The organism is Sphingomonas sp. BK036 (genome assembly GCF_004216825.1).
Classification (GTDB): domain Bacteria; phylum Pseudomonadota; class Alphaproteobacteria; order Sphingomonadales; family Sphingomonadaceae; genus Sphingomonas.
In genome coordinates, this window is sequence record NZ_SGXR01000007.1 from 128396 (window position 1) to 149406 (window position 21011).

Below are 21011 nucleotides of genomic sequence, written 5' to 3' on the forward strand. Positions count from 1 at the left end.
ATGCGAGCTCGGAACGCCGCCGGAACGGGTTGGTACCCAATCAGAGTACTAGAGCGGTACCAGACGCCATAGTTGGTACTTTCTCCTTAAGCGCTACCATGGCTCGCATGAAGACAGACGAGATAGAAGACAGCATGCAGGCCGCGATCCTGCGCCTTACGATAGGTGAGCGGGAGTGCTTGAAGCGTTGTCTGGGTCATCAGACGGCCAAGGAGATGGCGCTGGATCTTGGCGTCTCTCCTCACGCTGTCGAAAAGCGTCTTAAGATGGCGCGTGCCAAGCTGGGCGTGACGTCCTCGCTTGAGGCGGCAAAGCTGGTGGAAGCAGCCGGAGAGGCCAACCGACTAGTACCCCAAACGTCCGGACTTTCGGGAACCAACGCGATCGTTGAGGATGTCGCTGCCGCCATTCCGCACCTGTTGACCACGCGAGGTGAGCGGCGATCCTCCATCTACGTGATTTCAGGAGCGTTCCTTATGATTTTAGTCGCGGCAGCCGCCCTTATCCTCTGGCTCCAGGCCCCTGGCACTGGCGGCCAACATGCAATTCCACCCGCCGTTGCCGATGCGGCGCTAGCAACATCAGCGAACGCAGCACCAAGCCCAGGCACCGAAGCTATGCTGCGGCAGCTTGTCGCCGGCCTCGCGAGCGGCTCACCCGATTACGGAAAACTTTCGCCTGGGTTCGCTAAGGTCGTTCAACGCGATCTCCCCATGACACACCCCATGTTCAAGGCCCTCGGCGAGCTGAAATCTGTGACGTTTCGCTCACGCGGCATGAAGAATGATGACATCTACAACCTCGTCTTCACCAACGGTCAGGTGCTGATGTCGGCCGCGCTTGATCCCGAGGGCAGAATGGCGGGCGGCATAATGCAACCAGGCAACCGCATCCCTTCTGCAGAGATGCCATCACCTGGCACTGAGGCTGCAGTGAGGCACCTTGTTGCTGGCCTGGCAAGTGGCTCGCCAGATTACGACAAACTTGCCCCGAAATTCGGTGAATTGGTGCGGAGCGATATGCCGATGTCACAACCTATGTTCAAATCCATGGGCGAGTTGAGGTCAGTCACTTACAAAGGGAAGGGTAGAATGGGAGACGACGTCTACAATCTGGTCTTCGCCAACGGTGGAGTATTGATGTCTGCTTTCCTAGACGCGAATGGAAAAATGGCCGGAGGGTTCATCGCACCGCCGGGCACACCTCTCCCCTGATCCTGCAAGTGGCAGACCGACAAGCTTACCTAATAAGACGCAACCGCTCACGCGCCGGGAGCGGTTGCGTCTTTCCACTGCCCCGGAACTTGGCTCAATCACCTAAAACAGGGAACTGCTACATGCGCACGGCCATGGCTTGGAGTGCAAGACCCAGTTGCGGACGTTCAACGCTCCCTGTTCGCTTCCCAACTTCGGACGCTGGTTCATCTTTGCGGATGACAGATTTTGCAGCCCGGCTATCCGCTCCCGAATGCCGTAATGGGAGAGGTAGGCGGACGTTCTGCTTTCGAGCAGGGTAGCTGACGACACGGACATTGCTTGATGCAACCGTCGTTCCTGAATCAAGGCGGTGCCTTAACCCGGCTGAAACTGCGGCGCGCCGATAACGAGTCATGTTCAAGATCGTCGCCTTCAGCACCGTCGTCATAGGGGGCGCTTACTTCGCTGGGGTGTTCGACCATCGCTACGTCCGCGTTGTCGACCGTCCGCCCAGTGCCGTCGCCGCGGCGTTGCTCGACGTGGACATTCGACGTGCGCCGGGAGCGCCTACGACCGATCCGTCGCGGTCCGGCGGCGTTAATCCGACTTTCAGTCACGATAAAACGGACACCGGGATCGTCTACACCGTCCACAGCGGGGCTCAGACCGCCATTCGGATGTTCGCAGACATCGAACCGATTGACGGTGGCAAGCGATCAAGGGTGACGACCCACGTCCAACGTGGCGACGCACCGGACGACTTCGTCGCTCCGGCCTTTCGGTCCACCAGCCTAGCGAACGGACTTTTCGATATGGTCGTCGAGGCGGAACTCGACGAACTGACGCGCATCGTGGGCAATCCGGAAAAATGTCGCGAGATGATTGAGCAGTTCCAGATGTCGGGGCCGAGCGACGCTAAGCGTCCGGACAACCTGGGTGCCGCCATGGGTGACACCGCTCGCGCGGTGATGCAGCTCAGCGCCATGCAGCAAGAGATGCGCCGGGCTGGTTGCGACACCGGCGGGGCAGATGGCTTCACTCCGGCGCGTCATACGTCGCAGCAGTAGGATCTAGCTATATGAAGAGCGCCCTCGTTATCGCCGGTCTCGTGCTCGGCGTCACCTACATGATGATGCGGCCGTCCGATGAGCCGCCTACTGACGAAACGATGGTGGCACTGCCTCGGGCGCAGCTCTGGGCGGAACTTGCCAAACCATTTGCCTCAATGCAGCAGAAGGCAGAGCACATCACGACAGTTGCGGGCAAACCTCCAGTCCGGGTCAAGTTCACGTTCGATCGGAAAGAGGGCGAAATGCTCGACGTACAGGGGGTGGCTGCCTTTCGCACGGTTGAGGTCAAGGCTTGGCTTGAGGACGGCGCGCGGCCCGGTGAGACGCGGCTGAAGGTCCTGTTCAAGCCGGCGAGCCTAGGCAGGAAGACCGGCAGCACGGACCTACGCTACCAGCTACGCAATCTGCTGGAGCAGGGGGACGCCCAGTTCATCGAAGGCGAACGCGTCACCGCGATGTTTGGAAATTAACCGAAGCCATCTTCCCTGAACCTCTTATCGATAGCTTGTTCCCGAAATTGCCACGCGGTGAATGGCGAAGCGGCAAGATCGTGCTGAACGAAGGGCTGCTTTCGTATGATCGGATTAAGCACTTGAATGTCGATGTTCGGGCGTTTTGAGACGAGGTATCATCGGGGTACAGCAAGGCACGAAAGGCTGTAACTGGGTGAAGTTTGGGTGGACGCGGCGGAGGGGTTCTCCGCCGCTTAGATGCCGGATGGCCATGCTGACATCGACAATTCAAAGCCGGCATGGCCATTTAGCAGCAACAAATAATTCAGCCTTTCGGCGACCTGAGAGTGCCAAACCACTACAGTTCGCTCGAACGCCCTATGCCTGCCGCGAGGCAACAATCTTGCTACGGGGATTCGGACCGGCCAAAATTGAAACCAGGCGAAAAATTACGGTACCGCCTTCTGGAACGGTGGCAGCTGGATCGTCTAGATACTTTACGCCGCGGATGATCGGGGTGTTACTGGCATCGTAAACATAGTACTGCCATACAGAGTAGGCTGGCCGATCACTAAGGTCTTCGGTCAGGCTGTATTCACCGGGGGGATAGGCACCCTCCACTCCTCGGCCATGAACTTCAGCGGTGTACGTCGCCGAAACTGAAATCAGCGAGCGGTTAGGTGGATTTGATGTTTCATAGTTGAATGATGAAACGTCAGTTATTTTGCCCGAGTTGGCGTCCGCACTGGCGGTGGCTAGCACGTCAGCTATGGTTTGCTCAGTCAGGCCGTTTGTAAAATCAACCGTGCATCCAAAGAAAATGCCGACAATTTTCAGACTAATAGCCATCGATCCCCCCTAACGGCCGAGCAAAGCGCTTGGCATAAAAATTCTAGAGAGTCTTTTATGGCCTTCAAGTTGTACAGCGACGAATTTGGATGTATTTAGTACACTTAACATTTTCGTAAGTAAAACCGTTAGAATCTAATGTGATGCTGCGTGGTCGCGATCACGGCTTCCAATTCCGATCGAGCGCAGAGCGATCGTTTCAAGTCGAAATAAAAGCCCTTAAGTATCTGTTGACGGCGGGTTTGGCACACATGCTATTATGCAATTACCGCGAAGAACTAATAGATCCTCTTGGGGTACGGGTGGATTTTCCAACCCTCACTTCCGCGTTTGCTCGCTTCGAGGTAGGGTATAGCGGGGGTACATGACGCCATCGCGCGCCATTTGATAGAGCGCGTCGGCCGGATCCGAGAGGGTGCGGCGGAGGGTGTCTCCGCCGCGGCAATGTCTGGTTTGGGAAGGAAAGCGGACTGTCCGCTTTGGAGGCAACGCCCCGGGAAACCTGCCATTGAACGGGTATTCCAAATGCATCAGCATTTTGCATCGCCCGAGCCGTTGGCTTCTCTCAGTTTTTGGGCTGATGCGAAATCCGTGAGTTTCGCATCACGCTTGCGGAGAGCGGGTGGTTAGCTGCCGTTCCGCGAAGCGCGTTTAGACAGGAATCTGATCGTGAGGTGACTGGCAAGAAGCGCGATAGGCGTGAATACCACAAGCGCGACCAAGCTTCCGATTATGACATTGCCGGGCGCGGTGTCGTCCGCTTCCATCGTCATTATCCAATCGACAAGTGAAGCGCCGATTAGAACTGGCATACTGAGAGTCCCTAATGTCAGGGACACCGCATTGCTCTTGGTAAGCAGACGGCAAACAGCGGCTACTGCGCCCGCAATCAGGGCAACACCCGAAATGATGCCAACGATGAAAAGCGGTAAAATCAGCATTTGATCGTCATGCAAGGGCTATTGAATGCCTGCAAGTGGGATCAGCCCACCGGCGGTTTTGCCCTGTTGATTTGATGCAAAACTTTTGAATTCTGCATCAGCGATAGTGGCGATGAACGGATGTCCGCTTTCGAGTCTGGGAGCTGCCGATCGGAACGTCCGGGTGTGGGCGGAAGCGGAATGTCCGCTTTCGGGCGGCGATCGCGAAGAGCGGACGCTTGTTCAGGTGGTGGGCAGGGGAGCGCGAATGTCGGCGCCTGATGGGAAGCGGACCGTCCGCTATCTGGCGATGCTGGCAGGTAGCGAACGTTTGTTCCGAGCCCCTTACGAGGCAACTGGCTCATTCGAAACAGTTCTTTAATCATTCAAAGGTGATGACGATCGTCACCGCGCGCGATGACGAGAGAAGAATGCTGAAGACCTTGTTCAAAGAGCGAAAACGCTCTTATGCCGTTCGTGGCTTGAGCATTCTAGGATCTGCTCCCGAACCCATATTTAATCGTTTTGTCGCCGCGGCGGCCAACGCATTCGACGCGCCGATCGCGCTCATGTCACTGATCCATGATGATCAACAGTGGTTCAAGGCGGGGCACGGCCTCGTCATTGATTGCATTCCGCGCGACAGCGGGTTTTGCAGCTTTACGCTTGATCGGCCCGAAATACTGGAGACCATCGACCCTCAAGCCGACCCGCGGTTCGCCAACCTGCCTGTTGTCGCGGGCGAACCTCACATCCGCTACTATATCGGGGCGCCGCTTCGACGACTAAGCGGTATCGATGTGGGGGCGTTATGCATTCTCGACACGAAGCGTCGTTCGCCCGCATCGGCAGACCAGAAGGCCTATCTGATCGGGCTGGCCCGGCAGGCGTCGACGGCGCTTGAAGCGCGATTGGACCTGCTCAAGCGAGGTGCTGCAGCATGATGCGGGTAGCGCTCTGCATAGCGCAGGAGCATGATCTGCGCCTGGTCGGACTAGCCTTGCTGATTTGCCTAATGGGCTCTGCCGCCACCGTTCAGCTCTTTCATCGCGTGAGGGCGGCCGCGGGCTACAGTCGCTTTGGGTGGGTGGTGCTCACCGCGGTAAGCGCAGGGACAATGGTATGGGCGACGCATTTCGTCGCCATGATGGCGTTCCGCGCGACTGCACCAGTGGTTCTGGATCCCATCCTCACCCTGTTTTCGCTTCTCGCAGTGACCTTCCTCGCGGTGCCCGGCTTGGCTCTCGCTGTGCAACGTCGTTCCTGGAGCGGCGCGGCTGGTGGAGGCATCATCGGTACTGGCATCGCTGTAATGCACTATGTCGGCATGGCGGCGTACCGTGTGGACGGTATCGTTACATGGGACTGGCGCTATGTCGTTACGTCAGTCGTGCTCTCGTGTGGACTAAGCGCTAGCGCATTTCATACTCTAAAGGGCCACAGCCGACTGCGTAACTCCAAGGCGATAGGGCTGCTCGCGCTCGCGGTTGCAGCTCTGCATTTCACTGGCATGGCCGCCATGCAGGTCACCGTGTTGCAACTTGGTGAGGGACTGTCGGATCTGACGATGGTCGCGCTCGCCATTACCACAGCGGTAGCGACCTGTATCATCGTGGGTTGCGCAGCGATCAGCGCCCTGATCGACGGTCACACCCAGACCGAATCCTATACCCGGCTGCGCCGGATGGCGATGCATGATGGTCTGACCGATCTGCCGAACCGCATCAGTTTTATCGAGGAGCTTGAGCAGCGTTTTCTGATCAAGGGCGGTTATTCCTGCATGGCCGTGGTCATGATGGACCTATCGCGCTTCAAGGTCGTGAATGATACCTACGGCCATCAGGCGGGCGACCAACTGCTTGTTGCACTTGCCGCCCGCCTTACCGCGTTGCTGCAGCCGGGCGAATGTGTTGCACGCCTTGGCGGCGACGAATTTTCGGCGGTCGTCTCATACCAGGATGCAGAGGACCTCCATGACTTCTTGGGCCGCTTACGCGCTGCATACGATGCGCCCTTCGTTTTCGACCGGTTTACTGCAGCGATTTCAGCCAACATCGGTGTCGCGCTCGCCGTACATGATGGGTTCGACGCCGACGTGCTGCTCGCTAAGGCGGACCTTGCCATGTACCGCGCCAAATCCGCGCATTCCGGCGAACCCTGCTTCTACGATAGTCAGATGGATGACGCGATCCGGGAGCGTCGCGAGCTGATCGCCGACCTCAGGACTGCGCTCGATACAGAAGCGTTCGAGCTTCACTATCAAGTCCAAGCGGCGCTCCCTTCGGGGGAGATTTCGGGTTACGAGGCATTGGTCCGGTGGAGGCACCCGACCAGGGGGATGGTTCCGCCATCAGAATTTATCCCGCTGGCGGAAAAGAGCGGGGACATCGTCCCACTTAGCATCTGGATTTTGCGTCAGGCATGCTTTGAGGCCGCCCTGTGGCCCAACAGGCATCCCGTTGCCGTCAATCTTTCGCCAATACACCTTGCCGATCCGCGACTGGTAAACACGGTACGGTCGGCGCTGGAGGATAGCGGCCTGCCACCCGAGCGCCTATCGCTCGAGCTGACCGAAAGTGCCATCATCCACGACCGCCGGTTCGCGCTGAGCCAGCTAAACGCTCTCAAGGTCATGGGCATCGCCATTGCCCTGGACGACTTTGGCGTGGGGTATTCGTCCCTCGACGTTCTTCGGTCTTTCCCCTTCGACCGCATCAAGCTGGACGCGTCTTTCGTGGCTGAGATCGAACGTGACGATCAAGCAGTAGCAATCCTACGCTCGGTTGCGGGACTAGGCCTAACGTTGAACATCCCGGTGCTGGCCGAGGGCGTCGAACAGCCCGCACAGCTGTCGATTGTCGAAAGGGAGGGATGCTCGGCGATCCAGGGCTATCTGATAGGTAAACCATCGCGGACGTTGGCCGAGCCAGATCGCGTCCGTCGGACGATGTTGCTGAAGCCCTGCGCCGTCGACGATGGAGCCGCATTCGCATGAGTTCCTTTGCCGTCTACGATGGCTCGTGCAGGTAAAATCAGCCTGAATGAATGACCGTTTTGGTGAGGCTCAATCTGTCGCTTGAGCGTCTTGAACTGGGCGGGAAACGGCCAGGCCGCTTTTGAGCGCCAACTGCCCGCTACGTGCTGTCGGAAAACACCTGTTTCCCGCATAGTCGTGATTGCGACAGGGTTTCTCACACAGTTGCCCACGAGCTAGGGTCGTTGTTCAGGTAGTGCGAAGGGCGGGAGACTCCAGTCCCAGCCAAAGCCGCGCTCGGGGGAGGCGCCGCAGCAGGACCCTTTCGACTATCGTCACGATCAACAGCGTCAGCCCGAACAGCGGCATATAGATCCCAAGGCCGACGATCGCTGCGACTAACGCAGGCCGGTAGCGTGGGCGCGCCGATGGCACCGGCGCACCCAACAAGCCCGTCGGTCGCCTCCGCCACCACATAACCCCACCCGATACGGCTAGGACGACCAGCAGCAGCGCAGTGAGCGTGCCGAGGATCTGGTTGGCTATACCGAACAGCGCGCCCTCGTGGACCGCGATGCCGTAGCCGATGACCCGGTCGATCCAGTGGCGGTCGGCGAACGCGACACGGCCGACAAGGCGCCCTGTCGCACCATCCACCTGCGCGTCCGATCGCAGCGGACGATCGGCTGCGTCAGACGACACCGCCCACGGTGCACCATCATGCTCGGGCGGAGACAGCAGCACGGGCGGCGCGATCCGCAACGGCCGGACCGTCGCGATCACGCGGGCAAGTTCACCCGGTCGGATCTTGGGTGTTGCCATGACCATGCCGTCATGCCCGGCGTGAGGGTCGAGCATCGCGTCCGTTTTCGGCGTTGGCGCCTTGCCGCTGATCGTCCAGTCAACCGGACCCTGCGTCGCGCCCGTGAGCGTGCGCACTTCACCGAGATAGCTGCCCCAGGCATTTGCCCAAGGGAGGCCAGTCAGGATCAGCCCGAGCGCGAACACCGACACCCAGATGCCAGCAGTCGCGTGAATATCACGCCAGAACAAGCGTCGGCCGCCCCTCAGGCGCGGGTAGAAGACACCCGCGAGCCCTTTCCGGTTGCGCGGCCCCCACAGATAGACACCTGTCAGGAGCATGACGATCGCCCAGCAGGCGGCGATCTCGACGAGATAGCTGCCCCACGCCCCCGCCAGCAATTCGCCGTGAAGACGCGACACCACGTTGAGCGGCCGGTCCTCCTCGCCAATGACCCTCAGCACCGCAAGCGAACGTGGATCCACGTGGACGCGGTGATCAACGCCATCAGCGGAGACAATGACACGCACGGCGTTTCCCGGATGTTCCGGGAGTATGTATTTATGCAGCGACGAACCCGGGACTGCCCCCAGCGCCGCGCCGACCTGCGCGTCGGGTGAAACAGTCCGCCCGGCAACAGGGAGACGGTCGTAGGGCCGGTCCAGCAATGCTTCCAGCTGCGGCCGCCACAGATAGATCGTGCCCGTCAGCGACAGCCAGATGATGAACGGGATGCAGAACAGGCCAGCATAAAAGTGCCAGCGCCATACCGCGTTGTACCACCGCCCACCGGGTGTCCGTCGGCCGTTAGGTGGGTTCCCGTTCATTGCTGAAGTGTCCATGCCCGCCATCATAAGGCCGTGGTCAGACGTATCCCGACAGTCCGCGGCGGGCCGACGAGATAGGAAAAGTAGCTGGTGGCGGTGGTATTGCCAGGGGACGTCGTGAACTCCTGCCCAAAGACCGGCACGGCATCGAACAGGTTGGTGACGAACAGGTCGATGCCCAAGCCGCCACGCATCGTCACCCCGGCGGAGGCGTCGACCAGCGTATAGGCCGGACGCGGCAGCACCTCACCCTCACCAAACCCGCTGTTGGACCCACCGACGTGACGCGCCGCGGCAAACAGATTGCCGGTCAGACCGTCGGTGAGTGCGGTTTCGTACTCGCCGCGCACATTCCACAACCAGCGCGGCACATCGAGCACACGCGACCCTGCTGGCAGAAGCAGGTTGGGGACGTCGTTCCGGTAGGTCGCGTCGGTGAACGAACCGCCCGCGTGAAGATCGAGCCCCTGGATCGGCGACACGGTGACCTCAAGCTCGCCACCACGGCTACGAACCCGGCCGGCGTTGACGGTGAAGGAGATGGTTGTCGCATTGTTGATTCCGCACGCTGTCTGGAACGCCTGCTGATAATCCTTCCAGTCGATCGCATAAGCAGCGCCGTTGATCCGCACGCGACCGCCCCAGAGGCTGGTCTTGGCGCCGATTTCGTAATTATCGGTACGGTCGCTGTCGTAGGGTGGTGGTACGTCGGGAATGCCTGTCGCGCGACGTTCCGCGGCCGAGCAGATATCATCCGTCACGGGCGCGTTGACGCCCCCGGTGCGAAATCCCTGCGAGTAGCTGGCGTAGAGCGTCGCGGCATGGCTTGGCTCATAGCTTAGCGTGAAGCGCGGTGTGACGCCGTTCTCGCGATTGCGCTCGTCATAATCGTAGGCGAGATCGCCGCCTGCAACGCCACCGATCCCGTAGCGTCGGCTCGCTTCGCGCTGGCGATAGGCAAACACCCGGGCGCCAGCGGCGACCTTCACCTTCGGCACCACGGCATAGGTCAGCTCGCCGAAGGCCGCGATCTCGCTCTCACGGAAGCGCACCGTCGTGTCCTGGATGACGGCCGGACTGCTGGCACCAAGCGGCAGCGGCGCGGTAACGCCGAACAGGTCTGCGACGGTGATCGTACGGCCGGAGTCCTGATGGAGATCGCGGTAGAGCGCGCCGAACACATATTGGAGCCGCCCCGGGCCGTCGGACACCGCGCGCACCTCCTGCGTAAACTGCTTCGTGCGGCCAAAATCCTTGAGCGGCGTTGGGAACAGCTTGCCGCCTGGACCCGGCCCGACGATGTCCTCGACAATCGGAGAATCGAATGCGGTGACGTCGAACGACAGCCGGTTGCGCCGGTCGAGCCAGGACGAATTGGACGACACGGTGAACCCACCAAGCGCATCGAACCGGTTCTCAATCAGCAGCGAGCCGATCACGAACCGATCCTTGGCGTACGTGTCCGCATACCGCGCCTTGAGCCGCGCGCGCTTGCCAAAGGTCACGTCGCTATGGGGGCGGTCCGCATTGCCGTACGCGTCCTGCCAGATCAGCGAAGGCGTGACCGTCAGGCTCGGCGTGGCATTCCAGCGAAGCGCCGCGCGAACCGTACTGGTGCGCGTCCAGTTGACGTCCTTGCGGACCGCCGAGGTTCCCGCATTCTCGGTCAGGTCGCCGGTAGTGGGTCTCAGATCGTCGATCCAGCCGCCCTGCCGAACAAACCCGCCCGAGACGCGCAGCGCCAGGGTGTCGGCGACGATCGGCAGATTGAGCATCGCCTTGGCGTCCCAGCTCGTGCCGCCATCGGTGATCGTAGAGACGCTCGCCTGACCAAGAGCGGCGATCTTGGTAGGGTCGGGCTGGTTGGTCACGATGCGGACCAGGCCGCCCATCGACGACGATCCGAACAGCACGCCTTGCGGCCCGCGCAGCACTTCGACCCGAGCGACGTCGAACAGCTGCGGGTCGGGTTGTGAAAAGCCGCGGAGCGCGCGGGTCTGAAGCGGGGTTTCGTCGAGATAGACGCCTGTGGTCGGCGACTGGACGAACCCGACCCCGCCGGTCCCGCGTATGATGTACTGCGAGTTGCCGGGTCCGGTGGTCGCGAAGGCCAAGCCGGGGACAGAGTCCGCGACGCGGGAAAAGTCCTGCGCATTGAGCCGGCGAAGCAAGTCGGCGGAAAGAATGGTGACGCTTGCCGGCACGTCCTGAAGCGCCTGCGGGCGTTTCAGCGCCGTAACGATGATGTCGCCAGTTTCTGCTGGTCCGACGCCCTGCGCATTGATGGCTGTGGTGTTGGGCTTCGTGGTGGGTGCTGCGTCACCCTGAGCGGATGCCGGTACGGCGAGCAGGAGGCAGGGCAGGCACGCCCCCGCCATCAAGTGGGATCGGATCATGAACAGGCCTTTGACCGGCCCCGCGAAGGCACGCGGGCCGTGGACGTGGTTGCCCCTGAAGGAGCACGCGATCAGTTGGTCAAAGGAGGGACGGTGGACCTCGAAGCGGAGGCCGAAGATAGCTGCGGCGAATGATCGCCGGCAGCACGGCCGGTGAAAACCCGACCGCCATGACGAAGGCGATCAGGGTGACGAGCTGAATAGGATCGATCGCACCGAACGATGCTGCGGACAGGCCCGCAAAGGCGCACGGCATTTCAGCCTTGCCATGATCCTTCGATTTGCCGTGATCGGGCATGTCGCCGTGCATCCCCGGCATTGCCATCGTCACGGCTCGAGGAGCGACGCCGGAACATAGCTCGATCGTAATCCGGCCGTGCTCGCTGCCGATCATGTATCCGGGCGGCACCAGCAGCTTGAGCAACACCGTTGCTGCGCAAACCAGCATAGCAAAATAGCGTTGCGCTAGGAGGCGACGAATTGTGAGCACCGGACCCCGGTAGCGCAGCTATGCTGTCCTGTCATTGCTGTGTCGGCCAGCACGGCAGTTCGGGAACGTCTGGTTCGGGAAGGAAAGCGGACCGGCCGCTTCCGATCCGTTCGTCGCGTCTTCCATATAGTCCGGGTTTCTCGAATATCGGACATTATTGAATGTCGCCGGTTGGCATCGCCTCGATCGCCATTGCCAGCCACGCAGCAGGCAGCGGAAAATCATACTGATCTAGCAATGCGAGTAACGTCTCCATGCGTGATTTAAGGACGTCCGCAGGTTGCGCCGGTTGTTCGTTCATGAAGGAAAATTCTTACGCTGTGTCGTACGGCGCACCTATCCTAGGTTTGGGACAGAATGTCTAACCTATGCGTCGTCCGAAACTGGCGGCCGTATAGAATATGTTCCGCGCGACGATGAGCGGAAGCGGAATGGCCGGAATTGGTGGAGAGCGGACGGTCCGCGTCCTGTACCAGCGTAGCAGATCCAGAAGCGGCTACTTTAAAGGGCTTCCGATTGTTACTAGGGCCGCAGCATGAGCGAAGATCCACTCTTTCCGCACATACGAAAGGCTTGGCCGTTTGGCTGTCTTACGGTCGGGCTTCTTGCATCTGGCATCGGCAGTATTGTACTGCTGGGCAGTGTGTTGGGTACGTGCGATCCCTCAATCGGTTGTGCTTAAACGCATATTCTGGCCAGTCTAGGGCGGGTGCTATTGATCGCTTCATTATTCGCCGCACCCATATGGCTGGTCTGCGGAATTCTGAGGAGGCTGGTTTACCCTTCGGCTGGTGCATTTACGACCAACTTTCTTCTGACGTTCGTAGTGGTTCTTACCGTGGTGCTCTGTTTCAGCCCTGCCGTCGACCTTCTATTCAGGATCGATAGATGAGAACCTTGATGATCGCAGCAGATGTGAGCGGGTCCGCCCTTGATCAGCATCGGTCGGCGCATTTCTTACCTATAGCCATGTAAGCTACCATCAAGGCTGCGGCCTGCGCGTCTGTGTTTTGGCGTAAGCGGAATGGCCGAAATTGGGCGGAAGCGGAATGTCCGGAATGGGAAGGAAACCGGACCGGCGGCGTTCGGGAGGGCGGGTGGCAATAGTAGACATGGAGTAGATGCGCAGTTTACCCTCCCTTGTCTTGCCAACTATCTAAATAAATATTTAGCTATCGGACGCATGGTGTGAATGCGGCTTAGATGGAACACGGAGGGTGACTGAGCCTCAGTTCCATCCTTTAGCTTTATCCTGCTGCTCATTGTCGTTGTCGGCGCTGTCGACCAACGGTGCGACGGCCTCGAACACGACCCCACCCGGAAGGTATGATATTTTAGCCGTTCCACCGGTTTCGTACGCCAAAACACGCTGAATCAGCTGGGTGCCAAAGCTGGTCTGCGTTGGCGGTTCAACCGGTGGGCCTCCTGACTCAACCCAGGTGAGGTGGAGATCATGCGGTTGCCAGCCGTCCATGACCTTCCAGCTCAGATCGATCACGCCATTGGCGGTCGATAACGCGCCGTATTTTGCGGCGTTGGTTGCAAGCTCATGGAGAGCAAGGGCGAATGCGACCACCAGGCGGGGCGGGAGTTGAAGGTCCTTGCCGGAAAGCTTGAACCGTTGACCATCTTCCACCCCGAAGGGGGTAAGCGTGCGCTCAACCAGCGCACGCAGGGATGTGCTCTCGAACCTGCCACTGATCAGCAAGTCATTCGCGGCAGACATCGCCTGTATGCGTGCTTCCAGCGTCGTGCCGGCCTCCTGCACAGAGGTAGCACGGCGTATTGTTTGCGAGACGATCGCCTGCAGGGATGCCAGCGTGTTCTTCACCCGGTGGCTCAGCTCGTTTGCTAGAAGGGTACGATGCTCCTCGGCGCGCTTGCGTGCGGTCACATCCTGGGTCGTCCCGACGATCGCCAATGGTGTGCCATCTGCGCGGTAGCTTGCTTGTCCGCGGATCTGTACCCAGCGTTCCTCGCCAGCCGGCGTCCGCAAGCGATACTCAATGTCCAGCAGCGATCGGTCGCGCACGGCGCGATCTATTCCATCGATCTGCATCTGCCGGTCTGCCGGCTGCTCGCTGCGCTCGGCACCGACGGCATGACCAGCGGACATCATCAGCTTCTTCAAACGACGAGGTCAGAGCGGGATTAACGCGCTCGATGCTGCCCTCCCCGGCAAACCCGAAGCCCCGCCTGAGATGACGCCTACTTTTTGCAAGGCTCTTTCCCGGAGCACGCTAGCCGCAGCTCAACGCGACATTGTCGATCTAGTGCGAGGTAACGGCCCGCATCGCCGGGGGGCAATGGCGGGCCGACCGGACTACCTTGGGGGCAACCCGGCGGCCGGTGAACGATCTTATTTCCGAATGTTTCCAAGGTAACGCCCCGCCACCACTTGGGAAAGTGATCGGCGGGCCGGTCAGAGCACGTGGGAGCGTTACCCCGGAACTCTCCGATCACATCAGCAGCCGGATAGGCTCACGACCGGCGGTCATCAACCCGAAGCTTCCCGACGCTCTTGAGAAAATAAGCTTGCAGAAGCATCCACTGCTCATCCGTCAGCCAGTACATGTCGCTCGTCTACGGTTTCCCCACGGAGCCTGACTCAAATCGCTACGCTCTCATCGATGGGTTCTGACCCTAGCGGATGGTTACGACCTTGACCTCGACGGCATCGGCAATCGTCTTCCAGTTCTGGTCGCTCGTCCATGCCGGCAACCCATCGCGCCGGGCAAGCGCCAAGCAAAATCGGTCCCCGAGGCTAAGCCCTGCCTCGGCCGTCATTGCCCGCAGCCCCCCCCGCGATCTGCGCAAGAGCCTTGTCCGCCGGCACTACGATCAATGGCAATGGATCTAGCATGGCGTCGACCTCGCGCTCGGGCATGCCGGCATGGATAAAATGCGTCACCACCTCGGCGTAATTTACACTGCTCACTCGGGCACCTGCGATGCCTGCCGCGACCTTCGCGGATCCCTTCTCGCCCTTGATCATGGCAATGAGCGCCGATGCATCCAGCACCACGGTCATTCGCCACTGTCCTCGCTACGCCGGTTAAGGAAGGCGTCAACCGAAGCCTCGGGCTTACCACCAGTATACTGTTTGGCTAACGCCTGTGCTCTTGCCACCGCTTGGTTCGCCGTTCGCAGAACGACCCCGTCTTCGGTTTCATCGAGATAGACCGCGCCGCCACCAGTTAGGCCCAGCCGCTTACGAATGTCAGCCGGCAGGCTCATTCGCCCATTCGGAGTAATATTGACCTGCACCGTCATAGCAGCACCCTTACCCATTCGCGGCCCTACGGCAAGAGATTAGCCACCTTATTCCGTACTGACGGGCGTTCGAATGGTATGCCACATTCGACCGGTTGTGGCATGAGGTTGAAGTTGTGCCTCGCCATCCCGCATCGCCCATAAATAACCCAAAACTAGGTGCTTTTAGGGTGTGCCTTTCAAAGACCTGTGCCTAGCTGGTGCTTTATGTATGCGCGAAGGGCGTAAAAAGGACTGGACTAACAAGCACTACGTATAGCAGACTGCGGCATGTTTATCCGAGCCTATCTCCGCGCTTCCACATCTGAACAGGACGCGTCCCGCGCCAGAACCGCGCTCGAGGTGTTCGCAACCGAGCATGGGCTTCGAATCGCCGCACGCTATGTCGAAAACCAAAGCGGCGCCAAGCTCGACCGGCCGGAGTTGTTTCGACTACTGTCGGATTGCGAGCCGGGAGACGTACTGCTGGTTGAGCAGGTCGATCGGCTTTCGCGTCTAACCTCACCGGACTGGGTCAAGCTGCGCAACTTGATCGACGCCAAGCAGGTTCGGATTGTCGCGCTCGATCTTCCGACGTCATGGAGCCTGGCGGCACCGACCGACGAATTTACCGGCCGGATGTTCGCGGCGGTTAACGCTATGATGCTTGACGTCCTCGCCGCGGTCGCGCGGAAGGACTATGAGGATCGCCGTCGTCGACAGGCGGAGGGTACTCAGAAGGCCAAGGCGGCCGGCCTTTATAAGGGGCGTCCCGAGAACAAGACCCGCAACGCTGCAATCTCGAGCCTTCTTCGCGATGGTCGAAGCTGGCGCGATATAATGGATGCGACTGGGTGCAGTCGAACGCTGCTCGCCAAGATTGCTCGTGATCGCCGTCGACAGGCAGAGGCTGCCGCAGCAATCTGAGGCGTGCACCCCTAATGTGTTCAGGCGGACTCTAGACCCTCATAATGAGGTGTCCGATTTCTCTACTACCAACCTTGTTGGAACGGGTTTTGTGTACAAAAGCCTATGCCCACTCAGGGTATACCCGAATTGACACTAAGCGCGACGTCGCGCCTCTTCGTGGTGGGTGACGGAAAACAACCAGATTTTGGTTTCCGCACAATCGGACAAAGCGACAGGGTATGTCGCATGTGCCACGCATAGGTTGAGGCAGCTTCGGTCGCCTGACCTGCCGCCTGACGACAACCGTGTGTTTCTCGACAGGGCGCGGCGGGCAGCAGGCGCCAAGCAGCAATTCCGCTTACGCCCATAACCGGCCGTTCAGGCCCGAATTTGTCGTTGCCGAAACCGGCCGTTGACGGCGGGGAAGCTACGGTTACCATCCGCGACAATGAGGGCAGCATCACTCGCAGCGTTGATGATTTGCTCAGGGTGTTCGAACGCCTGCCAGAACACCGTCGCCTCGCGAAGCCCTTCGCCTGATGGCAAGCGTGTCGCGGTGCTATTCCAGCGGGACTGCGCAGCAACCACGGGCTTCTCCACCCAAATTTCGATATTGGTCGCGAACGATAAGCCATCGGGAGGGGGCAACGCCTTCGTTGCAGATGACGATCACGGCGCCGCTAGGGTGGGTGACTGGGAAGGGTCATGGGCTGATATGAAGTGGCTATCCCCGGAACGCCTACGTATCCGATACGCTACAAAGTCTAGGGTATTCAAACAGAAGGGGAGTGTCTCCGGAGTGAGTATCAGCTATCAGATCGTAGACAGCTAACGCCCAGTTGCGGACGTTTCCGAGGCTTTCGATCGCTCGCGAAGACGGGCATGATGGGCTGATGTTTGGACCGTTTATCCTTCTTGCCGCTCAGGCGACCAGTCCGATGCTGGACGCTTACGATCAGATAACGCCGCAGGTGGCGGCACAGCGAACTGCACGCTGCGGGGCGGGATCCGTGTCGGTTAGAACGGACAAGTTGACCGAGTCGGATGTGCTTGTGGTTGCTGCCAAGCGCGCGATCACCAACGAGCAGATTGCTTGTATTGCGAAAGCTGCCAGCTTCTATGACGTGGAGTTGCCGCGCGATGCTCAGACGCGACTAGACGCTGTAACTAAGGCGAAATCTTCGGCACTCGTCAAGGCTGAGGCGCAGAGATGGTTGACGACGCACCACCTCCTCGGAAAACTGCCCAAGTATGAAGTCGGGGTCACAGACGACGATGGGTTCGCCCGCAAAGTCGAAAAGCTTTGCGGTGCGAGGGGTGCACTTCACTCGCAATACGGCGTCCATGCGCTAAACCCTGAGTGGGCAATGCAGCAGCGCGGGCCGCCTAAGGAAGACGGGCCGTTCCCTTGCGTAATCAACGCCGCGTTGGCCGCGGGCTTTGAGTTTGCCTTCATCGGGAACGAACAAGCTAAGCCTTAACGACTGAGCAAACCCTCTGTTCTGCTGCCCAAAGCGGACGGACGGCTAACCTTCCAACCCGGACATTCCCGAAACTCGACCCCAGTCGGGGAAAATACTTTCATACCTTGTAAGGTATAAATATCAGTAGGTTGCGTAATGCCGGATATTTCTTTTATTTGAAGGCGACCGATAACCGTGAGTTTATTGAACCTTACTCTATGATTTAGCGTTTGCCGTTCGATAGTTCATTCCCGCGTCAGGGCATGCTGAACCCTGGCAGGAGTAAATATGGACGGTGATATCGAAACCTATTCAGCGCATAGCGATAGTTCAGAGCTGCGCGGACTAACCGCGCCGCAATATGAAGCCCTGCACCAGATTGCGGACGACGCCGTGCATGCGACAGACGCATCTGACGCGTTTATCTGCGAGATCAGCGGTGGAACCGTGACGGTCATTGCAACCAGTTCCAACCAGTCTGTAGATCTTGTTATACCGGTGCTTGCGCCGCCTGGAGCAGAGGGCGCGCAAAATTTCGCGGTTCAGAATATCGGATTGCCTCCGGTCGCGTCTATACGATTTTCTGGATCGGAAGCCGGTGCTATTTGCTTCGTCACGATAGTATCTCTAGTCCGAGACGTCCCCAGCTACCTCATTCTCGTCGACAAAAGGCAGCGTAAAAACCTCAGCCTTGCGCAGGTTTACACGGTGCAAGCGCACGCCGCCCATTTGGCGACCATCCTGAATTCCCAGTTCCGGCATAAGGAACCTGGATCGGATCGCGTGAACGGACACGACTTTGATATTGAGCGACTTCGGCTTCTCGAGTCTGTCGCCGTCCACGCTCGGGACTCGATCATCATTACCGAAGCTGAACCGGTCACCATGCCTGGTCCGAGAATTCTTTACTGCAATGCAGCGTTCACCCAGGCCACCGGGTATTTGCCCGAGGAGGTCATTGGTCAGACGCCACGTATTCTGCAGGGGCCTGATACGGATCCCGTCACCCGCGCTGAGCTTAGATACGCTTTAGAAAATTGGCAGCCGATCGAGGTCGAACTCGTCAACTATCACAAGGATGGCACCAAGTTCTGGGTCGAACTCAGCATAGTGCCCGTAGCCAATGAAAAGGGCTGGTATACCCATTGGGTATCCGTCCAGCGCGACATATCCGAGCGGAAGAGCGCAGAAGACCTCGCGGTCCGCGTACGTGTCGCTGAAGGGCAGAATGCTGCCTTGGCAAACGAGATCGTTGAGCGAAAGCGCGTTGAGGCTGAACTCCTGTATACGGCATTCCATGATGGACTGACGCGGCTCCGAAACCGTGCGTATTTCATGAACCAGCTTCAGGCGGCCCTAGACCGCGAAGCGTCACGGAACGACCAGACATGCGCTATCCTGTTCCTGTTCCTGGATCTGGACCGCTTCAAGATCGTGAACGACAGCCTTGGCCACGTTCATGGCGATACGCTACTGCGCGACGTTGCCCAGCGTTTGAAGCGCAGTGTCAGGCCGCAAGATACCCTCGCCCGGATCGGAGGTGATGAATTTGCTATTCTTATCGAGGATACGGCCGGGTTGTTGACGGCTGTGGGGGTTGCCGAGCGCATTCTCGATGCGATGCGAACCCCGCTTCAGCTCTCCAATCAAAGCGTTTTTCCGTCCGTCAGCATTGGAATCGCCCAGTCGCTGGGCCGGGATACCTCGCCGGATGATCTTCTCCGCGATGCCGATATTGCCATGTACGAGGCCAAACGTGCCGGGCATGGCGACTACGCCATATTCGACCCATCGATGCACCAGATGGCAGTGGAGCGCCTCGCTCTCCAAACCGACCTTCGCATTGCTGTTCAACAGGGTGAGTTTCACCTAGCGTATCAGCCAATCGTTCATCCAACGACCGGGGCAATTTCGAGCTTCGAAGCGCTACTCCGATGGGACCATCCAAAACTCGGGTGCATTGCTCCATCCGACTTCATTCCTGTTGCCGAGGAGATCGGACTAATCCGCGAGATCGATCGTCGGGTCATGATCGAGGCCTGTACGCAACTCAAGAAGTGGCACGTTCTTCAGGGGCGTTCAACACTGCGAATGAGTGTAAACACATCTGCTGCGGAGTTTGTCGACCCCGCCTTTCTGGCCGATCTGGCAGCTATATTGACATCATGTGATTTGCCGCCGGAATGCCTTGAACTGGAGATAACAGAAGGTATATTTCTTCATCCTTCTCCCCAAGTCGCTGAAATCATCGCAGCTATACGCCAATCAGGCGTTCGGATTGCACTTGACGATTTTGGAACCGGGTTCTCGTCATTGAGCTACATCAGTCGGTATCCCATCGATACCATTAAGATAGATAAGTCGTTCATTGACGAAATTAGTACGCGTAAGAGTACATATGCCATCGTCGACCTGATAATGGGCCTAGGAAACGCACTAGGTCTCAGCATCATAGCCGAAGGTGTCGAGACAGAGGATCAAGCGCGCAAGCTTTCCGCTGCGGGATGCACCGCTACACAGGGGTATCTATACTCGAAGCCATTACGTGCTGAAGATGCTACCACGTTCATACGATCGCGTGCGGCGTAGAATCTAAATAACATGGTTCAGAATGTATGTCTTGAAATTATACCTGCCTATCTTCAGGCAAAATCATGATCGGGTAGTGTTTTGATAGATTTTCCATGGTCCGAGGAGGCAACCCTGGTTCGCCTTTTTAAGAGTGATTTTGCCGATGATCAGTCCAGCGATATATTATTTGAGGGTCCGCTATTAATGGTAGCTATGAAAGTGCGTGATATGAAAATAGTCGACCGTCGGGGCTTGCGGCTATCATTGCCTAACCGTCAGGTTCGTCCTCATACATTTCAGGATGAAGCACTGTCCGCATTGGTCGAAAACATTCCACGCGTTGGTTGCTGACTTTGCCGTCTGCCAAAGACAACCTGTCCCGCCCCTTATAATGGTCTGATAACCGCGACCGGATGATTGAAAAACTGCCACGGCTGCGAAGCTTGCGCCGCGTAAGTGTAAAGCAGACGATGCGCAGCATAATAAAACTCGGCTTATATTCAAAAATGAAGGCCAGCCTCCCACTCGATTATTTCTTCTACTCTCCCACAGGCACCCCATTGTAAGGGGCTGTCGTATTCTCGCCTGGCTTCGCGTCGAAGTTATTGAGTCGCTTGTGGTCGCGACAAGCCCCTAGGGCGAACAGCATGAATAGCAGCGCAGCGCGCATCTTTTTTCCGATGTTATGGGCGTCGGCGTTAGCCCCTATCGCGCAGGTAGTCGGCATATCTCTACCCTAAAGCCAGGACAGCAGATCCAGACTTCCATACTCGAGCTGCCTTTCTCAATCCTAGATCAATTTCAAGAGCGCCCGCGCCGTCTCGCTGGCCGTTCCCTTTT

General features: G+C 58.7%; 17 protein-coding genes and 2 pseudogenes. 8 read left to right on the forward strand and 11 right to left on the reverse strand.

Going from position 1 to position 21011, the window contains the following annotated elements; translation table 11 throughout:
• Nucleotides 1-107: 107 nt before the first annotated feature.
• The 3 genes from EV283_RS16440 (at nucleotide 108) to EV283_RS16450 (ending at nucleotide 2736) form a co-directional block, all read left to right on the forward strand.
• Complete coding sequence (locus EV283_RS16440; protein ID WP_130327182.1) at nucleotides 108-1214, forward strand: helix-turn-helix transcriptional regulator; 1107 nt, start codon at nucleotides 108-110, stop codon at nucleotides 1212-1214.
• 395 nt (nucleotides 1215-1609) lie between these two features.
• On the forward strand, nucleotides 1610-2263 hold the full coding sequence (locus tag EV283_RS16445) for a hypothetical protein (protein ID WP_130327184.1): 654 nt from the start codon (nucleotides 1610-1612) through the stop codon (nucleotides 2261-2263).
• A gap of 11 nt (nucleotides 2264-2274) precedes the next feature.
• Nucleotides 2275-2736: a hypothetical protein gene (locus tag EV283_RS16450; protein WP_130327185.1), complete on the forward strand. Its 462-nt coding sequence runs from the start codon at nucleotides 2275-2277 to the stop codon at nucleotides 2734-2736.
• A gap of 360 nt (nucleotides 2737-3096) precedes the next feature.
• Here the strand turns inward: EV283_RS16450 and EV283_RS16455 are convergent, their stop codons facing one another.
• On the reverse strand, nucleotides 3097-3567 hold the full coding sequence (locus EV283_RS16455; RefSeq protein WP_130327187.1) for a hypothetical protein: 471 nt from the start codon (nucleotides 3565-3567) through the stop codon (nucleotides 3097-3099).
• Nucleotides 3568-4193: 626 nt separating this feature from the next.
• Nucleotides 4194-4508 carry a hypothetical protein gene (locus EV283_RS16460; protein WP_130327189.1) on the reverse strand — a complete coding sequence of 105 codons (315 nt, stop codon included), beginning with the start codon at nucleotides 4506-4508 and terminating at the stop codon, nucleotides 4194-4196.
• Between the two features lie 374 nt (nucleotides 4509-4882).
• Here EV283_RS16460 and EV283_RS16465 point away from each other — a divergent pair, with 374 nt between their 5' ends.
• Together EV283_RS16465 and EV283_RS16470 are read left to right on the forward strand one after the other, a co-directional pair.
• Complete coding sequence (locus EV283_RS16465; protein ID WP_242616026.1) at nucleotides 4883-5431, forward strand: GAF domain-containing protein; 549 nt, start codon at nucleotides 4883-4885, stop codon at nucleotides 5429-5431.
• Entirely contained in the window at nucleotides 5428-7482 is a 2055-nt protein-coding gene (locus tag EV283_RS16470) for an EAL domain-containing protein (protein ID WP_130327191.1), read from the forward strand. The genes EV283_RS16465 and EV283_RS16470 overlap by 4 nt, the downstream gene beginning before the upstream one ends.
• Nucleotides 7483-7710: 228 nt before the next feature.
• Here the strand turns inward: EV283_RS16470 and EV283_RS16475 are convergent, their stop codons facing one another.
• The 8 genes and pseudogenes from EV283_RS16475 to EV283_RS16500 all read right to left on the reverse strand — a co-directional run bounded on the left by EV283_RS16475 (nucleotide 7711) and on the right by EV283_RS16500 (nucleotide 15249).
• Nucleotides 7711-9105, reverse strand: coding sequence for a PepSY domain-containing protein (locus tag EV283_RS16475; RefSeq protein WP_130327193.1), 1395 nt, complete (start codon nucleotides 9103-9105; stop codon nucleotides 7711-7713).
• An 8-nt stretch (nucleotides 9106-9113) separates the two neighbouring features.
• Entirely contained in the window at nucleotides 9114-11486 is a 2373-nt protein-coding gene (locus EV283_RS16480; protein ID WP_130327195.1) for a TonB-dependent receptor, read from the reverse strand.
• Nucleotides 11487-11565: 79 nt separating this feature from the next.
• The gene (locus EV283_RS16485) at nucleotides 11566-11934 is read right to left on the reverse strand and encodes a DUF2946 family protein (RefSeq protein WP_165391811.1); all 369 of its coding nucleotides are present in this window, start codon (nucleotides 11932-11934) and stop codon (nucleotides 11566-11568) included.
• Nucleotides 11935-12130: 196 nt separating this feature from the next.
• Nucleotides 12131-12277, reverse strand: a complete 147-nt coding sequence (locus tag EV283_RS19240) for a hypothetical protein (protein ID WP_165391812.1) — start codon at nucleotides 12275-12277, stop codon at nucleotides 12131-12133.
• A 927-nt stretch (nucleotides 12278-13204) separates the two neighbouring features.
• Entirely contained in the window at nucleotides 13205-14107 is a 903-nt protein-coding gene (locus EV283_RS16490) for an HWE histidine kinase domain-containing protein (RefSeq protein ID WP_242616028.1), read from the reverse strand.
• A 356-nt stretch (nucleotides 14108-14463) separates the two neighbouring features.
• A pseudogene (locus EV283_RS19495) lies at nucleotides 14464-14550 on the reverse strand (IS5/IS1182 family transposase); the annotation flags it as partial.
• A gap of 69 nt (nucleotides 14551-14619) precedes the next feature.
• Nucleotides 14620-15007 (reverse strand): annotated as a pseudogene (locus EV283_RS16495) (type II toxin-antitoxin system VapC family toxin).
• Nucleotides 15004-15249, reverse strand: a complete 246-nt coding sequence (locus EV283_RS16500) for an AbrB/MazE/SpoVT family DNA-binding domain-containing protein (protein WP_130327199.1) — start codon at nucleotides 15247-15249, stop codon at nucleotides 15004-15006. The pseudogene EV283_RS16495 and the gene EV283_RS16500 overlap by 4 nt, the downstream one beginning before the upstream one ends.
• Nucleotides 15250-15519: 270 nt before the next feature.
• Here EV283_RS16500 and EV283_RS16505 point away from each other — a divergent pair, with 270 nt between their 5' ends.
• Nucleotides 15520-16155 carry a recombinase family protein gene (locus EV283_RS16505; RefSeq protein ID WP_130327201.1) on the forward strand — a complete coding sequence of 212 codons (636 nt, stop codon included), beginning with the start codon at nucleotides 15520-15522 and terminating at the stop codon, nucleotides 16153-16155.
• A 360-nt stretch (nucleotides 16156-16515) separates the two neighbouring features.
• On the opposite strand, the gene EV283_RS19335 is transcribed toward EV283_RS16505, so the two are convergent.
• Entirely contained in the window at nucleotides 16516-16737 is a 222-nt protein-coding gene (locus EV283_RS19335; protein WP_130327203.1) for a hypothetical protein, read from the reverse strand.
• A 293-nt stretch (nucleotides 16738-17030) separates the two neighbouring features.
• Between EV283_RS19335 and EV283_RS16515 the strand changes: the two genes are divergently transcribed.
• On the forward strand, nucleotides 17031-17618 hold the full coding sequence (locus EV283_RS16515) for a hypothetical protein (protein WP_130327205.1): 588 nt from the start codon (nucleotides 17031-17033) through the stop codon (nucleotides 17616-17618).
• 270 nt (nucleotides 17619-17888) lie between these two features.
• Nucleotides 17889-20189 carry an EAL domain-containing protein gene (locus EV283_RS16520; protein ID WP_242616029.1) on the forward strand — a complete coding sequence of 767 codons (2301 nt, stop codon included), beginning with the start codon at nucleotides 17889-17891 and terminating at the stop codon, nucleotides 20187-20189.
• The last annotated feature ends 822 nt before the right edge of the window (nucleotides 20190-21011 follow it).